A 16,163-nucleotide genomic window follows, 5' to 3' on the forward strand; every position below is an offset into this window, starting at 1 on the left:
GCGTGGGGGAGGGGAGCGTACGCCTACGGAGGATGCAGGTAAGGCCACGCTAAGTGTACGGATCGTGGCGCCGAGGGCCAGAGGCACAATGGGTGTCATGCCCACGCATACTGTGACGGTCGGCTTCGACCTCGACATGACCCTGATCGACTCCCGTCCCGGCATCAAGGACGCCTACGAGGCGCTCTCCGCGGCCACCGGGACGTACATCGACACCGACCTCGTGACCACCCGGCTCGGGCCCCCGCTGGAGCAGGAGATCCGCAACTGGTTCCCCGAGGAGCGGGTCGCCGAGATCGCCGACCGTTACCGCGCGCTCTACCCCGAGCACGCCATCACCGGCACGCTCGCGATGGCGGGCGCCCGGGAGGCGATCGCCGGCGTGCAGCGCCTGGGCGGGCGCGCCATCGTCGTCACCGCCAAGTACGAGCCCAACGCCAAGCTGCACCTGAAGCACCTGGACATCAACGCCGACGCGGTCGTCGGCTCGCTGTGGGCGGAGGGGAAGGCGGAAGCGCTGCGGGAGTACGGCGCGAGCGTCTACGTCGGCGACCACACCGGCGACGTGCGCGGTGCCCGCGCCGCGGGCGCGCTCTCGGTCGCGGTGGCCACCGGGCCGTGCTCCGAGGAGGAGCTGCGGGCGGCCGGCGCGGACGTCGTCCTGCCCGGCCTGACCGCCTTCCCGGCGTGGCTGGAGGGCTACCTCGCGGACGCCCCGCGCGGCTGAGCCGACGCCTCGCGGGCCTGCCGCCGCTGGGCGGCGATCGAGCGCAGCACTCCGGCGGCGGCGATCAGGAAGCCCGCGCCCATGAGCATGCAGACCCAGTAGAAGACCGGCGGCAACGGGTCGGAACCGAGGAAAAGCGGTGCCATCGTCGCGAGCGTGGCGAAGGCGCCAATAAGGAACACGATCGCGCCGATCCGGACCAGGGCGTCCCCGGCGCGCGGACCTTCGGCGATCGCCGGGGTCGCACCCCGGACGGGAGGATTGTCAGACACACGACCAGGGTAAGTCCCCGCTCGGAAGCGGTGAGGAACCACCCGGCGACGTCTTGTCACCCGGCCCCGGACCATTAGCCTTGGTGCCGGCGGGTCTGCAGACCCGCTGCATTGCTATCCAGAGCTGTTGTGTGCGCAGCTACCCCATTCTTTCCCGACGAGTACGAGGACGAGGACAGACGTGCCTACCGGCAAGGTCAAGTGGTTCAACAGCGAGAAGGGCTTCGGCTTTCTCTCCCGCGACGACGGCGGTGACGTCTTCGTGCACTCTTCGGTGCTGCCCGCCGGCGTGGACGCACTCAAGCCGGGCCAGCGCGTCGAATTCGGCGTCGTGGCCGGCCAGCGTGGTGACCAGGCACTTTCGGTGACCCTCCTCGACCCCGCACCCTCCGTCGCGGCGGCCCAGCGGCGCAAGCCCGACGAGCTGGCCTCGATCGTGCAGGACCTCACCACGCTCCTGGAAGGCGTCGCCCAGCAGCTGGAGCGCGGGCGCTACCCCGACAAGGCGCACGGCGGCAAGATCGCCGGCATGCTGCGCGCGGTCGCCGACCAGCTGGACGTCTGAGGCCGGCGCACCGGCCGTCCGGAAGCACCCCCGCGGGAGGTCCCGCGGGGGCCGGCCGTCATACGAACTTCAGCGCGTCCGGGCCGAGGGGCGGTACGAGCCCTTCGGCCGCGGCGCGGGTGAGCAGCCCGCGCACCGCCGCGTAGCCGTCCTCGCCCAGGTCGGCGCTGAACTCGTTCACGTACAGCCCGATGTGCTGATCGGCGACGGCCGGGTCCATCTCCTGCGCGTGCTCCAGGACGTAGGCGCGCGAAGCCTCCGGGTCGTCCCACGCCATGCGTACGGACGTGGTGATCGTGCGGGCCAGCTCGCGCAGCGCCTCCTCGCCCAGCGACCGCTTGGCGATGATCGCGCCGAGCGGGATCGGCAGCCCGGTCGTGGTCTCCCAGTGCTCGCCCATGTCGGCCAGGCAGGTCAGGCCGAAGTTCTGGTACGTGAAGCGGGCCTCGTGGATGACGAGTCCGGCGTCGACGAGCCCGTCCCGCACGGCGGGCATGATCTCGTCGAACGGCATGACGCGGACCTCGCCCACGCCGCCGGGCACCTGGTCGGCGGCCCACAGCCGGAAGAGCAGGTACGCGGTGGAGCGCTCGCTCGGCACGGCGACCGTACGGCCCTTGAGGTCCGCCGGGGCGGCCGCGTCCTTGGTCAGCACCAGCGGGCCGCAGCCGCGGCCGAGCGCGCCGCCGCAGGGCAGCAGCGCGTACTCGTCCAGGACCCAGGGCAGTTCGGCGTAGGACACCTTCAGCACGTCCAGCTCGCCGCGCTCGGCCATGCCGTTGGTGAGGTCGATGTCCGCGAAGGTGACCTCCGGCGCGGGGGCGCCGGGGACCTTGCCGTGTGCCCAGGCGTGGAAGACGAAGGTGTCGTTCGGGCAGGGCGAAAACGCGATCTTGAGCGCCTGGCTCATGGCGTGCTCCTTGAGGACAGGGCTCGCGGCAGATCGGCGAAGGCGGCGGTGAGGGCGGCGAGCGCCTCCCCGATCCGCCAGGCGGCGCGGTCCCGCGGGCCGACGGGGTTGGAGATCGTACGGAGTTCCAGCACCGGCACGCCGTGCGCCGTGGCGGCCTCGGCGACGCCGAAGCCCTCCATCGCCTCGGCGAGCGCCCGCGGGTGGCGGGCCAGCAGCTCCGCGGCACGGGCCGTGCTGCCGGTGACGGTGGAACCGGTGAGGACGGTGCCGGGCAGCGCGCCGGTGGCCGCGGCGACGGCCGCGACCAGGTCTTCGGGCGGGCGGTGCGCGTCCGTGCCGAAGCCGAGCGCGGTGACCGGCAGGAAGCCGTCGGGGGACTCGGCGCCGAGGTCGGCGGCCGCGATCTCCTCGGCGACGACCAGCGCGCCGACGGGCGCGCCGGGTGCGAAGCCGCCGCCGATGCCGGCCGAGACCACGAGGTCGTAGGGGCGCTCGCGGAGCGCGGCGGCGGTCAGCGCGGTGGCCGTGCCGGCCGCGGCGGCGGCCGGTCCCACGCCGGCGGCGAGGGCGTCGAGGGCGTACGGGCCCTCGGCGGAGTCGCGCCGCACGGTGCGGTGCAACACGAAACCGCCCGGCAGGGTGAGGCACTCGGGCCGTTCCGCCGTCGCGGCGGTGACCGCGTCGCGTTCGGCGGGGACGGCGGTGACGACCAGGATGTGCATCAGGTGACCGGGCGGTTCGAAGGTGTTCAGGAGGCGGCGCGCTTGAGCTTGATGTTCCAGACGCCGGTGTACTTGCCGCCCTTGGACGTCATGATCGAGATCGTCGCGGAGTCCGCCATCTGCTGGGACTGCTGGTTGTAGAAGACCCGGTCGCCCTCGACCGACGTGTAGGTCTGCTTGCTCAGGCTGGTCACCGGCATGCCGTTCGCCATCGCGATCCAGCCCTGCTCGGCCATGTCCGGCTCGACGCCGAGGCGGACCTTGTCACCGGGGTGCACGGTGATCGTCTGGTCCGGCTTCGCCGTCATGCACTTCTCGAACTTGGCCTGCTCCGCCTTCTGCTTGGAGGTCAGGTCGCCGATGGTCTTGCCGTCCTCGTAGCAGGAGGCTTCGGCCGTGACGGAGTCCTGGCCGACGGTCACGGTCGCCCGCGGCGTGGGCTGGTCGCAGGCGGAGAGGACGAGCAGTCCCAGGGACACGGCGCCCGCGGCGGCGACGGCACGGCGGCCCTTGCCCCGGAGCGAGGAGGAGAACGCGGTCATGCGGGCAGGCTATCTGGCCGCCGGGCCCGCACGACGCCGGGGTACGGTGCGCGGCGCTCCGTGTGGAGCGGGTTACGCCATGCGAGGCGATGCGCACGCCTCGGTCGTTACGCCACGCGGGGGCGCGCCGCGCCGTGCCGGTGGGCGGCGGCGAGCAGCCCCCGTACGGTCGTGGCGGCGGTCAGGGCCAGCACGGCGGCGGCCACGGCGAGGCCGAGCACGCCGTGCAGCGGCAGCGCGATGCCCAGCGCGCCGCCCACCACCCACGACAGCTGCAGCAGCGTCTCGGACCGGGCGAAGGCGGACGTGCGGAAGGTCTCCGGCACGTCCCGCTGGATCAGCGCGTCCAGCGACAGCTTCGCCAGCGCCTGGCAGAGCCCGGCCGTCGCCGCGGTGGCGGTCACCATCACCGCGGCCAGTACGGCGTAGAGGAGCGCGGCGGCCACCGTCACGCCGAGGGCCAGCGCCAGCACCACCGCGATGATCACCTCCGGGCCGCGCGCCCGCAGCCAGGCCCCGATCGCCGTGCCCAGCGCGTTCCCCGCGCCCGCCGCCACCGCCACCAGTCCGAGCGACGCCGCCGGGCTCAGCCCGCCCAGCGGGTGCTCGCGCAGCAGGAACGCCAGGAAGAAGATGAGGAAGCCGGAGAGCGCGCGCAGCGCGGAGTTCGCCTGGAGACCGCGCAGGACGGACCGGCCGACCGTGCGCAGGCCGGGCCGGGGGCGCGTCCGCCGGCCCGCCGGAGGAACCGGTGCCTCGCCGCGCGCCGAGTCGACCTTGTGCGGCAACGAGAAGGAGAGAAACGTGCCTGCGGCGAACACCGCGCACGCGCCGTACAGCGGCCAGGCCGGGCCGAGCAGGTACAGCCCGGCGCCCAGCGGGGCGGCCGCTCCAGTAGCCAGCAGCCCGGCCAGGGTGACTCTCGAATTGGCCTTCACGAGCGAGAAGCGGCGCGGCAGCAGCCGGGGCACCACGGCCGAACGCACCACGCCGTACGCCTTGGAGGACACCAGCACGCCGAGCGCGGCCGGGTACAGCTCCAGGCCGCCCGAGGCCACCGCGCCCGACATGCCGAGCGCGAGCACCGCGCGGGCCAGCATCGCCCCGGCCATCGCGGCGCGCCGGCCGTGCGGAACCCGGTCCAGCAGCGGCCCCACGACGGGCGCGAGGAGCACGAACGGGGCCATCGTGACCGCCAGATACAGGGCCACCCGGCCGCGCGCCTGGTCGGTGGGGACGGCGAAGAAGACGGTCGAGGCGAGCGCGACGGTGATGAGCATGTCGCCCGCGGAGTTCACCGCGTGCAGCTCGATCAGCTTCCCGAGGCCCGACTCGCCCGCGCCGTGCGCGTGCGTCGCGCGGCGGACGGCGCGCCCGACGGCGGCAAACGGACGGCGTGCCGCGGCCCCGGCGGCCCGGCTCGCGCGGCCGACGGCCCGGCCCGTGCCACGGACCGGGCCGCTGCCTTCGGTCGATGCCCTGGCGGCGGCCACCTCGTCATAGTGCCCGAATCGGCGCCCCAACTCGCCCAGCTGATGCCAGTTTCCATGAGTTTCCGCGGGTTCCTTCCCGGGCGGGCACGGGGTGGTGGAGGGGCCGCGGGCGGCTGCCGCTGACATTTGCCGCTCCCGCCGGGGGGTCGTACACGATTGAAGGGGTAGCGTGTGTAGCGCGCCACCGGCGGTCGCTCTTGTCCGCGCGCCTTGCCTCGATCCCGCAGAATGGTTCGTGAAGGTGCGCTGCTCATGGAGGGCTGATCGGGCGCGGACGTCGACGCGGTCCCCAGGTCCGCTCCGCCCGCCCCGGCCCGTCGGTCGTCCGGACAGGTTCAGGACGGCTCCGGCCGGCGCGCTCGTGAGACGGCGTGGAAGAGAGAATCGATTCTTGTGAGTGCTGCGATGCGAAGCCGTACGCCCGACCGCCTCTGCGCCGAGGCCGTCGAACTCGCCCGCGGGGCGGCCGAGGAGGCCGCCCTGCCGGGCATGGTCGGTGAGCACGTCGACGCAGTGGCCGACGGGGACCGCGTCGTCACTCATCTGTTCGAATGCAAGGAGCCCGGGTACCGAGGTTGGCGCTGGGCCGTCACCGTCGCCCGCGCCTCCCGCGCCAAGGTCGTCACGCTCGACGAGTCGGTGCTGCTGCCCGGCCCCGACGCGCTGCTGGCCCCCGAATGGGTGCCGTGGAGCGAGCGGCTGCGCCCCGGCGACATGGGCCCGGGCGATCTGCTGCCCACCGAGTCCGAGGACCTGCGGCTGGAGCCCGGGTTCGCGGCCGACGAGACGTTCGGCGACAACGGCGGCGTGGGCGTCCCGGCCGTGGCCCCCGGCTCACCGGACGCGGACGCGACCGGCCCGACGGCGGCGGACCGCGCCGACGCGGCACGCGCCGCGCGGACCGCGCCCGGCGCCGGCACCGAGGCTGCCGCGAGCGCCGCGGAGACCACCGAGGCCCGCCAGGGGCCGCTCGCGGAGCTGGCCGAGGCCGAGGACGCCGACGTGGTCGCCGGCACCCCCGCGCACCAGTCCACGGCGCCCGCCCGCGGTTCCATCGCCGCGGTCGCCGAGGAGCTGGGCATGGGCCGCGCCCGGGTGCTCTCCCGGTACGGCCTGCACACGGCGGCGGACCGTTGGGAGGAGGCGTACGGCGCCAAGACCCCGATGGCGCAGGCCGCCCCCGCCGCGTGCATGAGCTGCGGCTTCCTCGTACCGCTGGCCGGATCCCTGCGGCAGGCCTTCGGCGTCTGCGCGAACGAGTTCTCCCCGGCGGACGGCCGGGTCGTCTCGCTGGCGTACGGCTGCGGGGGGCACTCCGAGGCTGCCGTGATGCCCAAGCCGCCGCGCCCGGCCCCGCCGGTCATCGACGAGACCGTCGTCGAGCCGATGCCGCTCCGCCCGGACCGCACCGGCGGCTCCGTCTCGGAAGGCGAACCGGCCGAAGAGCTCGGCCACAGCTGACCCGCGGGCGGCCACGGCTGATCCGCGGGAGCGACGGCCCGCCGCCCGCACGGGCACGGGGCCGGGGTTGCCGTACGCCGAGCCGCCGCCGCAGCCGCAGCCGCGGCCGGAGTTCGAATTCCGGGCCGCGCAGCCGCATCTCGGAGCGCATCCCGGTACACGCGCGCCCTGCGGCCCACTCGGCGTACGCCGGAGCACCCCGTGCCCTTGGGTACGCCGGGTGCGAGCCCTCTCGTTCTCGCCCCGTCGATCGGGGCGTGTCGTACCCCGGCCGTTCGCGGGGCACCCGAGGCGGAAGAATGGCACGCGAAGCCGCCCCGCGGGGCGGGAAGCTGGGTGTGAGGGAGCAGCCGTGAGCCGTAGGGCGACCGTCCAGAACCCCGTCGATGGCGCGGACCCCTTCGGAGCCGCGCGGTTGCGGCGGGGCGTGCTGGACGCCTGGGCCGGCTCCCCGGCCCGGTTCCGCGAGGACGCCAATGCCGAGGAGGACCTCGCGCTCGGCGGGTACCGCGACCGGCTCGTGGTCGAACTGGCCCAGAACGCGGCCGACGCGGCGGCCCGCGCGCGCGTGCCCGGTCGGCTGCGGCTGACGCTGCACCCCGGCGAGGACGGCGCGCACGCGGTCCTGGTGGCCTCCAACACCGGCGCGCCGCTGGACGCCACGGGTGTCGAGTCGCTGTCCACCCTGCGCGCCTCCGCAAAGCGGGACGGCGACGCGGCGGCGGGCGCGGTCGGCCGCTTCGGCGTCGGCTTCGCCGCCGTGCTGGCCGTGACCGACGAACCGGCGGTGGTCGGCCGGACCGGCGGCGTGCGCTGGTCGCTGGCCGAGGCGCGCTCGATGGCCCTGGACGTGGCGGCCCACAGCCCGGGCCTGGGCAACGAACTGCGCCGCCGCGACGGCCACGTGCCGCTGCTGCGGCTGCCGCTGCCCGCCGAGGGCACGGCCCCCGAGGGGTACGACACGGCGGTCGTGCTGCCGCTGCGGGACGGCGCGGCCGAGGATCTGACGCACCGCCTGCTGGCCGCCGCCGACGACGCGCTGCTGCTGACCCTGCCGGGCCTGAGCGAGGTCGTCATCGAGACGGCCGAGGGCGTCCGCACGCTGCGGCGCGGCGCGGACGGCCCGTACGTCGTGGTCGAGGACAGCGTGCGCGGCACGGTGCGCTGGCGCGTCGCGTCCGACGCCGGCCCCCTGGACCCGGCATTGCTGGGTGACCGCCCCGTCGAGGAACGGCTGCGGCCCGCCTGGTCGGTGACCTGGGCGGTGCCGGTGAACGCCGAGGGCGAGCCGGTACGCCCGGCCACCGCGCCCGTCGTGCACGCGCCGACCCCCACCGACGAGCCGCTGGGCCTGCCCGCGCTGCTCATCGCGTCGCTGCCGCTGGAGCCGACCCGCCGACACGTCGCGCCGGGGCCGCTCGCGGACTTCGTCGCCGAGCGTGCCGCCGACACCTACGCCGCGCTGCTCCGGGACTGGGAGCCGGCCTCCGTCTCCACCCTGGACCTGGTGCCGGGGCCGCTGGGCAAGGGCGGCCTGGACGGCGAGCTGCGCCGCCTGGTGCTGGAGCGGCTGCCGCGGATCCCGTTCCTGCCCGGCGCCGGCACGGGCGCCGCGGTGCGCCGCGAGGCCGCCCGCGGGCTCGGCACCTGGCCGGAGGTTGACGAACCGGCCGCTGCCGAGGCCGACGGGCCGTACGTGCTGCGCCCCGTCGAGGCCGAACTGGTGGAGGGCGCGGGCGCCGAGACCGTCGCCGTCCTGGCCGAGCTGTTCCCCAGCCTGCTCCCCGCAGGCCTGGAGCGCCGGCCCGAGCTGCGTGCGCTGAGCGTGGCCCGGGTGCCGCTGGGCGAGGTCGTCGACCGGCTGGCCGGGGTGGAGCGCGCGCCGGCCTGGTGGCGGCGGCTGTACGCCTCGCTGGCCGGCACCGACCCGGACCGGCTGAGCGGGCTCCCCGTACCGCTCGCGGGCGGGCCGGCCGAGGAGAGCGGTGGAGTCCGGACGACGATCGGCCCCCGCCAGGTGCTGCTGCCCCTTCGGGAGGAGGGCGCGGAAACGGCGTCCCGGCACCGCACCCTGGCCCGGCTGGGCCTGAAGGTCGCGCACCCGGACGCGGTCCACCCGCTGCTGGAGAAGCTGGGCGCGGTGCCCGCCACGCCGCGCGCCGTCCTGACGACCCCTCAGGTGCGCGCGGCGGTCGCGCACTCCCTGGACGACGCCGAGGACGAGTACGACGTCTTCGCCGAGGAGGCGGCGGACGGCCCCGGCGGTGCGCTGGCGGGCGAGGAGTTGGCCGAGGCGGTGCTCGGGCTGGTCCGCGACGCGGGGCTGGCACCGGGCGACGAGCCGTGGCTGGGCGCGCTGGCCCTGCCCGACGAGGACGGCGAGCCCGCCCCCGCAGGCGAACTGGTCTATCCGGGCAGCGCCTTCGAGCGCGTCATCCGGGACGGCGAACTGGCCTGCGTGGACGCGGAGCTGGCGGCCCGCTGGGGCGAGCAGCCGCTGACCGCGGTCGGCGTGCTGGCGGACTTCGCGCTGGTCCGCGCCCAGGACGTGGTCCTGGACCCGGACGAGCTGGAGCCCCGGGACGGCGACTTCGCCGAGCCGGACGACGTCGGCCTGCTGGACGCGGTGGACGTGTGGTGCGAGGACGCCCTCGACGGGCTGCCCGAGACCCCCGTACCCCCGGTCGCCACCGAGATCATCGCCGTCCGCGACCTGGACCTGGTCGACGACGACGCCTGGCCGCAGGTGCTGGCCATGCTGTCGCAGCCGCCGCTGCGGGACGCGCTGACCACCCCGGTGCGGGTGCTGCTCCCGGACGGCACGACGGAGACGGTGCGCCCGTACACGGCGTGGTGGCTGCGCGGCCACCCCGTGCTCGACGGACGCCGCCCGGCGGGCCTGCGCTCCGCGGCCGGCGACCCGCTGCTGGCGGGCCTGTACGAGGCGGCGGACGCCGGCGAGGTCGACGCGCAGGTGCTGCGTGCCCTGGGCGTACGGACCTCGGTCGGGGCGCTGCTGGACGAGCCGGGCGGCGCCGCCGAACTGCTCGGGCGGCTGGCCGACGAGGACGCCGAGGTGAGCGCCGCTCAGCTGCACGCGCTGTACGGCGCGCTGGCCGGGCTGGACCCCGAACAGGTCACGCTGCCGGACGAGCTGCGGGCCGTGGTGGGGGACGCGGTACGGGTGGTGGACGCGGCCGACGCGGTCATCGCGGACGCGCCCGATCTGCTGCCGCTGGCCGGCGACCGGCCGCTGCTGCCGGTCAGCCCGGACCGCGCCGCCGCGCTGGCCGAGCTGCTGCAGGTACGCCGCCTGAGCGAGGAGTGCACCGCCGACGTGCGGAGCGAGGGCACGGAGCGCGAGGTGCCGGACGCGGTGCGCGTGCTGCTGGGCCCCGACACGCCCGGTACGTACGTGGAGCACGACGAACTGCTGGTGGCCGCGGACGCCGGGGAGACCGAGCTGGACTGGCGGCGCGCGGCCGACGGCACGGTGCACGCGGCCACGTTCGAGGGCGTGGCGGCCGGGCTGGCCTGGGCCACCGGGCAGTGGCCGCGCCGCTTCGAGGTGGCGGCGCTGCTGGAGGATCCGACCCGTACGGAGGAGCTGGCGCGGGCGCGCTGGTTCGACTGACGGGAGCCGAACGGAACGGCCGGGGGTCAGGCGCCGGGTGCGGCCCGGCCCCCGTCGCGCTTCGCCGCCGCGTCGCGCTTGAATGCCGCGTCGCGCTTGATCGCGGCGTCGCGCCGGCGGACGTACCAGACGCCGAGCAGGCCGAGGCCGCCGCCGGCCAGACAGGTCCAGACCCACCAGGTGGTGCCCCGGTCGTCGAACCAGCCGTAGAACGGCAGCTGGGCGAGGAAGAGCACGAACCAGATGACGGTGCCGCCGGTGATGGTGGCGACGACGGGCCCTTCCAGGGGAGCGGGGGCCTCGCGCAGTTCGGACTTCTTCCACATACCAGCAAGCTTACGGCGGGCCGCTCCGCCGACCGTCCCCGGCACTCGCCGCACCGTGTCGGAACCCGGTTCCGGCCTTGCGGCGCAAGGGTCTACGCGCGGAGATAGCGATCATCGATTTGTTTATTCATACTGAACCTTTCCGGATCTGACCGGTTTCTCTCGTCTGATAGAACAAAACTGATCCGATCGTCTGTGTGGTCCGGGAACCGGGCCGCCCACGCCTCCCCAGGCCCGTACCACTGAGGTCTTCACCGATGCCCACCCCGGCCACCACCCGGGCCGACGCCGATTCCCCCTCCGGCGCCACGCCCGAGCCCAAGAACGGTCTCGACCGGTTCTTCCAGATCTCCGAACGCCGCTCCACGGTCGCCCGTGAGGTGCGCGGCGGTCTGGCCACCTTCTTCGCGATGGCCTACATCGTGATCCTGAACCCGATCATCCTGGCCGGCGGGCAGGACATGAACGGGCACCACCTGGACAACGCCCAGCTGGTCACCGCCACCGCGCTGATGGCCGGCCTGACCACCGTCCTGATGGGCCTCATCGGCAACGTCCCCATCGCGCTCGCCGCCGGACTGGGCATCAACGCGCTGGTCTCGCTCCAGCTCGCGCCCCAGATGACCTGGCCGGACGCGATGGGCATGGTCGTCTGGGCCGGCATCGTGCTGATGATCCTGGTCGCCTCGGGCCTGCGGCAGCGCGTCATGGACGCGATCCCCAACGGGCTGCGCCGCGCCATCGCCATCGGCATCGGCCTCTTCATCAGCCTGATCGGCCTGGTCGACTCGGGCTTCGTCAGCCGCAACCCGGACTCCGCGCACACCACCGTGCCGCTGGGCCTGGGCACCGGCGGCCAGCTCCAGGGCTGGCCGGTGCTGGTCTTCGTGCTCGGCCTGGCGCTGATGTTCGTGCTGACCGTACGGAAGACCAAGGGCGCGATCCTCATCGGCATCGTCGTCATGACGATCGTCGCGATCATCATCAACACCGTCGCCGGCCTGCCGGACAGCGCCTGGGGCCTGGCCGTGCCCAAGATCCCGGACGCGGTCGTGGGCACCCCCGACTTCGGCCTGGTCGGTCAGATCAGCCTGTTCGGCGGCTTTCAGAAGGTCGGCATCCTCACCGGCTGCCTCTTCGTCTTCACCGTGCTGCTCTCCGGCTTCTTCGACGCGATGGGCACGATCATCGGCGTCGGCGAGGAGTCCGGCCTGACCGACGAGAACGGCCAGCTGCCGCGCATGGGCCGGATCCTGATGCTGGACGGCATCGGCGTCGCGGGCGGCGGCCTCGGCTCCTGCTCGGCCAACACCTGCTTTGTTGAATCCACCGCCGGCGTCGGCGAGGGCGCCCGTACGGGCCTGGCGAACGTCGTGACCGGCGGGCTCTTCCTGCTCACACTGATCTTCAACCCGCTCGCCACGGTGGTGCCGTCGCAGGCCGCGACCCCCGCCCTGCTCGTCGTCGGATTCCTGATCATGTCGTCCAACGTCCGCGAGATCGACTGGAGCGACTTCACGGTCGGCATCCCGGCGTTCCTGACGATCGTCTCGATGCCGTTCACGTACAGCATCACCACCGGTATCGGTATCGGTGTCGTGGCCTTCATCCTGCTGCGCGCCGCGACCGGCCGGTTCCGGCAGGTCCCGTGGCTGCTGAACGTCGTCGGCCTCTGCTTCCTGGTCTACTTCCTGCTCAACCCGATCGAGCAGGCGCTCGGCCTGAAGTAGTCACCGGGGTCCGTCGACCGAATCCACGGGAGCGGTGCCGCTCCGCTATATCGGCGGAGCGGCGTAGAACCGCTCCGTCTCCTCGACCGACGTCTTGAAGCGTTCGTCGAAGTCCTCGCGCATGAGCGTCCGGATCACGTAATCCTGGACGCTCATGCCGCGTTTGGCCGCGTGCTGTCCGATGCGCTCCAGCAGCTCACCGTCGACGCGCAGGCTGAGCACTCTCGATCCCATGCGGTCAACGTTCCACGTCCGGCCCGTTCTGGCGCGTCACTTTCCGCCACCCTCTCACTCGTTTGGGTGATACATACAGTCCGGCGTTCCCCGGCTTTCTTTAGCCAGAGTAATGAGTTACGCTAACAAACATGCCGGAACTGTCCCTCGGCGCCGACGCTGCCGCCGTGAACGCGCTGCGGTCCGCCGTCATGCGCCTGTCCCGCCGGATCAAGCACCAGCGGGTCGACGAATCGCTGAGCCCCACCGAGATGTCGGTGCTGGGCACCCTCGCGCGCTGCGGCACCGCCACCCCCGGCGAGCTGGCCCGCAAGGAGCACGTCCAGCCGCCGTCGATGACCCGCATCGTGGCGATGCTCGAAGCCAAGGGGCTGGTCCGGCTGGAGCCGCACCCCGACGACCGGCGTCAGAAGGTCGTCATGCAGACGGAGCAGGCGGAGGAAATGCTCGAAGAGAGCCGCCGCAAGCGCAACGTCTGGCTGGCCGAGCTGGCCTCGGGCCTGGACGACGACGAGTGGGAGGCGCTGCGCGCCGCCGCTCCCGTACTGGAGAAGCTCGCGCACCTCTAGCGCGCAGCACCGGGCCGAGAAGGACGAGCCGCAGCCGCCGGAGCCGCCTGTGCGCACCGTGACAGAGCCACCGACCGCCGAGGAGGCGAACCCACTTGAGTACGGGATCCGGAACAGATTCCGCCCCCGCACCTGACCCCGACGACCGCGGGACCGGCGCTGCCCACGCCCCCGCGGAACCCGCCGCGGCTGCCGACAAGCCGCGCAAGGGCACCTTCAGCTCGCTGCGCATACGCAACTACCGTCTCTTCGCGACCGGCCAGGTCGTCTCCAACACCGGCACCTGGATGCAGCGCATCGCCCAGGACTGGCTGGTGCTGAGCCTGACCGGCTCCTCCACCGCGGTCGGCATCACCACCGCGCTCCAGTTCCTCCCGATGCTGCTCTTCGGCCTGTACGGCGGCGTCATCGCCGACCGGCTGGCCAAGCGCAAGCTGCTGCTGCTCACCCAGTCCGCGATGGGCCTCACGGGACTCGCCCTCGCGGTACTGACCCTGACCGGACAGGTCCAGGTCTGGCACGTCTACCTCGTCGCCTTCCTGCTCGGCCTGGTCACGGTCGTCGACAACCCGGCCCGGCAGTCCTTCGTCTCGGAGATGGTCGGCCCCGACGACCTGCGCAACGCCGTCAGCCTGAACTCCGCGAACTTCCAGTCGGCGCGGCTGGTCGGCCCCGCCGTCGCCGGTGTACTGATCACCGCCGTCGGCAGCGGCTGGGCCTTCATGCTCAACGGCCTGTCCTTCATCGCGCCGATCATCGGCCTGCTGATGATGCGGCCGGCCGAGCTGTACCCGGGGAAGCAGGTGCCGCGCGGCAAGGGCCAGCTCCGCGAGGGCCTCCGCTACGTCGCCGGCCGCCCGGACCTGATCTGGCCGATCGTCCTGGTCGGCTTCATCGGCACCTTCGGGTTCAACTTCCCGATCTGGCTGACCGCCTTCGTGGACAAGGTCTACCACTCGGGCGCCGGCACGTACGGCCTGCTCAACACGCTCATGGCGGCCGGTTCGCTGGCCGGCGCGCTGCTCGCGGCGCGGCGCGGCACCTCCCGCCTCCGGCTCCTCGTCGGCGCGGCGCTGCTCTTCGGCGTCCTGGAGATCGCCGCCGCGCTCTCCCCGGCGTTCTGGCTGTACGCGCTCCTGCTGGTCCCGATCGGCATGTGCGGCCTGACGATCAACGTCACCGCCAACTCCAGCGTCCAGCTGGCCACCGACCCGGCCATGCGCGGCCGCGTGATGAGCCTGTTCATGATGGTCTTCATGGGCGGTACGCCGCTGGGCGCACCGCTCGTCGGCTGGGTCACCGACGCGTACGGCGCCCGAATCGGCTTCCTCACCGGCGGCGCGATCTCCGCCTTGGCGGCGGTGGGGGTCGGACTCTTCCTGGCCCGCGCGGGTGGCCTGCGCCTGAAGATCGACCTCCGCCGGGGCCACCAGCACGTCGCGTTCGTCCCGCGCCACCCCGCCACCCCGGACCAGGTCGCGACAGCCGCCTGACCACCGCCTTCCCGCGCCCCTCCGGGGGCGCGGGGACCGTCGGTCAGAAGCCGAGATAGGTGACCTGGACGATGTAGACCCGTTCGCGGCGGACGACGATCTGATACCGGAACATCCCCCCGCGGACGGTGATGTCGCCGCCCCTGGAGCTGGCGTCCTGGTGGAGGGTGCCGTCCAGGTACTTCGCCTCGCACATCCGCACCACCTCCGCGACCTTCTTCTCCACCTCGGTGACGAACTCCGGCGGTGCTGTGTGGGACGCCTGCTCAGCGCCGAAGGCGTACTCCCACCTCCAGCTCACCGACGTACCTCCGCCAGTGCTTCATCGAGCACGGCGGTGAGTTCTTCGAGAGCCTTCCGGGCGGTGTCCGGGTCCTCGTCCTCAAGGTGGCTGTTGGCGTGCTGGTAGCGGGCGGCGAGGTCGGGGCGGCGGGCGATCTCGATGTCCCGGGCCCAGGTGAGGACCCATGCCCGTACCGGGGTGAGGGATTGCTGTTCGACGGCTTGGGCGAAAGCCTCGTCCTTGCTCGCCGCCATTTCGTCGAGCCGATCGGGGGCGACGACGGCGAGAGCCTCTCTGAGCGCGTCGGGAGTCTGGGCCGGGCGGGGGACGGGCGACCCGGCGGGAGGGACAGCGGCGGTGGTCACGAGCGACCTTCCTTCTGGAGACGGTCAGGCGACGAGGGCTTCCGGACCTCCTCGTCGATCTCCACGTCCAGTGGGCGGCATGGCCGTTCCTTCTGCTGGCGTCGTGGCGAGAGTATGGGGGTTCCCCTTGCCCGAGCAACCTTGGGAGGGAGCTCGTACGGCCGAGCTGCCGTTGCCCTCAGGGACGCGGGGAACTGCGCGCAACCACGGCGCGACCGCGCACGCCAGAATGGCCGCATGAGACTCTTCGCAGCGGTTCTTCCGCCGCAGGCGGTGATCGACGAACTGGCCGCGGAGACCGCGGACCTGCGCCGGCTGCCCGGCGCGGAGCGGCTTCGTTGGACCGGGCACGCGGGCTGGCATTTCACGCTCGCCTTCTACGGGGAGGTGGCCGACGGCCTCCTCCCCGAGCTGCACACCCGGCTGGCCCGCGCCGCCCACCGGCACCGTCCGTTCCCGCTGCGGATCAGCGGCGGCGGCCGGTTCGACCACAAGGTGCTGTGGGCGGGCGCGGCGGGCGGCCTGGAGCCGATGCGGTACCTGGCGGACGCCGCGGGGGCCGCGGCGCGCCGGGCCGGCGTGGACATGGACGAGCACCGCCCCTACACCCCGCACCTCACCCTCGCCCGCGCCCGCGGCGGCGAGGCCCGCCTGGACCTCGTCCCCTTCGTCGACGCGCTCACCGCATACGGGAGCGCCGAGTGGACGGTGTCCGACCTGGCCCTCGTCCGCAGCAACCTGCCCGCCTCCGGCGTCCCCGGCGAACAGCCCCGCTACGAGACGGTGGCCACCTGGCCACTGGGGCGCTGAGCGCGCCGGGGAGCCGAGGAGCCG

17 protein-coding genes are annotated in these 16,163 nt (G+C 73.6%); 8 read left to right on the forward strand and 9 right to left on the reverse strand.

Features of this window, described 5'->3' with window-relative positions:
- Window positions 1–97 precede the first annotated feature (97 nt).
- Window positions 98–727, forward strand: coding sequence for an HAD family hydrolase (locus IF20_RS04565; protein WP_110943865.1), 630 nt, complete (start codon window positions 98–100; stop codon window positions 725–727).
- Here IF20_RS04565 and IF20_RS04570 read toward each other — a convergent pair.
- Window positions 700–999, reverse strand: coding sequence for a hypothetical protein (locus tag IF20_RS04570; RefSeq protein ID WP_199896489.1), 300 nt, complete (start codon window positions 997–999; stop codon window positions 700–702). The genes IF20_RS04565 and IF20_RS04570 overlap by 28 nt on opposite strands.
- Before the next feature lie 181 nt (window positions 1,000–1,180).
- Between IF20_RS04570 and IF20_RS40675 the strand changes: the two genes are divergently transcribed.
- Window positions 1,181–1,564: a cold-shock protein gene (locus tag IF20_RS40675; RefSeq protein ID WP_030254499.1), complete on the forward strand. Its 384-nt coding sequence runs from the start codon at window positions 1,181–1,183 to the stop codon at window positions 1,562–1,564.
- Window positions 1,565–1,622: 58 nt separating this feature from the next.
- Here IF20_RS40675 and IF20_RS04580 read toward each other — a convergent pair whose 3' ends face one another.
- From IF20_RS04580 to IF20_RS04595, 4 genes are all read right to left on the reverse strand, one after another.
- Complete coding sequence (locus IF20_RS04580; RefSeq protein ID WP_052863647.1) at window positions 1,623–2,474, reverse strand: 1,4-dihydroxy-6-naphthoate synthase; 852 nt, start codon at window positions 2,472–2,474, stop codon at window positions 1,623–1,625.
- Window positions 2,471–3,199 carry a futalosine hydrolase gene (locus IF20_RS04585; protein ID WP_052863648.1) on the reverse strand — a complete coding sequence of 243 codons (729 nt, stop codon included), beginning with the start codon at window positions 3,197–3,199 and terminating at the stop codon, window positions 2,471–2,473. Before IF20_RS04585 ends, IF20_RS04580 begins: the two co-directional genes overlap by 4 nt.
- 26 nt (window positions 3,200–3,225) lie before the next feature.
- The gene (locus tag IF20_RS04590; protein WP_052863649.1) at window positions 3,226–3,741 is read right to left on the reverse strand and encodes a hypothetical protein; all 516 of its coding nucleotides are present in this window, start codon (window positions 3,739–3,741) and stop codon (window positions 3,226–3,228) included.
- A 107-nt stretch (window positions 3,742–3,848) separates the two neighbouring features.
- Entirely contained in the window at window positions 3,849–5,273 is a 1,425-nt protein-coding gene (locus tag IF20_RS04595) for an MFS transporter (protein ID WP_407702455.1), read from the reverse strand.
- 366 nt (window positions 5,274–5,639) lie between these two features.
- On the opposite strand from IF20_RS04595, the gene IF20_RS04600 reads away from it, so the two are divergent.
- Window positions 5,640–6,695: a DUF3027 domain-containing protein gene (locus IF20_RS04600; RefSeq protein ID WP_052863651.1), complete on the forward strand. Its 1,056-nt coding sequence runs from the start codon at window positions 5,640–5,642 to the stop codon at window positions 6,693–6,695.
- Between the two features lie 352 nt (window positions 6,696–7,047).
- Window positions 7,048–10,329, forward strand: coding sequence for a sacsin N-terminal ATP-binding-like domain-containing protein (locus IF20_RS04605; RefSeq protein WP_052863652.1), 3,282 nt, complete (start codon window positions 7,048–7,050; stop codon window positions 10,327–10,329).
- A gap of 26 nt (window positions 10,330–10,355) precedes the next feature.
- Here the strand turns inward: IF20_RS04605 and IF20_RS04610 are convergent, their stop codons facing one another.
- Window positions 10,356–10,655: a hypothetical protein gene (locus IF20_RS04610; RefSeq protein WP_052863653.1), complete on the reverse strand. Its 300-nt coding sequence runs from the start codon at window positions 10,653–10,655 to the stop codon at window positions 10,356–10,358.
- Between the two features lie 257 nt (window positions 10,656–10,912).
- Here IF20_RS04610 and IF20_RS04615 point away from each other — a divergent pair, with 257 nt between their 5' ends.
- Window positions 10,913–12,385 (forward strand): NCS2 family permease, encoded by a 1,473-nt coding sequence (locus tag IF20_RS04615; RefSeq protein ID WP_052863654.1) that lies wholly within the window; start codon window positions 10,913–10,915, stop codon window positions 12,383–12,385.
- A gap of 45 nt (window positions 12,386–12,430) precedes the next feature.
- Here IF20_RS04615 and IF20_RS37385 read toward each other — a convergent pair whose 3' ends face one another.
- Window positions 12,431–12,619, reverse strand: a complete 189-nt coding sequence (locus tag IF20_RS37385) for a hypothetical protein (RefSeq protein WP_030609984.1) — start codon at window positions 12,617–12,619, stop codon at window positions 12,431–12,433.
- 131 nt (window positions 12,620–12,750) lie between these two features.
- On the opposite strand from IF20_RS37385, the gene IF20_RS04620 reads away from it, so the two are divergent.
- Both IF20_RS04620 and IF20_RS04625 read left to right on the forward strand, forming a co-directional pair.
- A complete protein-coding gene (locus tag IF20_RS04620; protein ID WP_052863655.1) occupies window positions 12,751–13,188 on the forward strand; it encodes a MarR family winged helix-turn-helix transcriptional regulator in 438 nt (145 codons plus the stop codon).
- 95 nt (window positions 13,189–13,283) lie between these two features.
- Entirely contained in the window at window positions 13,284–14,681 is a 1,398-nt protein-coding gene (locus IF20_RS04625) for an MFS transporter (RefSeq protein ID WP_052863656.1), read from the forward strand.
- 43 nt (window positions 14,682–14,724) lie between these two features.
- Here the strand turns inward: IF20_RS04625 and IF20_RS04630 are convergent, their stop codons facing one another.
- Together IF20_RS04630 and IF20_RS04635 are read right to left on the reverse strand one after the other, a co-directional pair.
- Window positions 14,725–14,982, reverse strand: a complete 258-nt coding sequence (locus tag IF20_RS04630; RefSeq protein WP_052863657.1) for a hypothetical protein — start codon at window positions 14,980–14,982, stop codon at window positions 14,725–14,727.
- A complete protein-coding gene (locus IF20_RS04635) occupies window positions 14,979–15,329 on the reverse strand; it encodes a hypothetical protein (RefSeq protein WP_052863658.1) in 351 nt (116 codons plus the stop codon). Before IF20_RS04635 ends, IF20_RS04630 begins: the two co-directional genes overlap by 4 nt.
- A gap of 237 nt (window positions 15,330–15,566) precedes the next feature.
- Here IF20_RS04635 and thpR point away from each other — a divergent pair, with 237 nt between their 5' ends.
- Complete coding sequence (gene thpR / locus IF20_RS04640; protein ID WP_052863659.1) at window positions 15,567–16,139, forward strand: RNA 2',3'-cyclic phosphodiesterase; 573 nt, start codon at window positions 15,567–15,569, stop codon at window positions 16,137–16,139.
- Window positions 16,140–16,163 lie beyond the last annotated feature (24 nt).

Source organism: Streptomyces niger, from assembly GCF_000718305.1.
Taxonomy (GTDB): domain Bacteria; phylum Actinomycetota; class Actinomycetes; order Streptomycetales; family Streptomycetaceae; genus Streptomyces; species Streptomyces niger.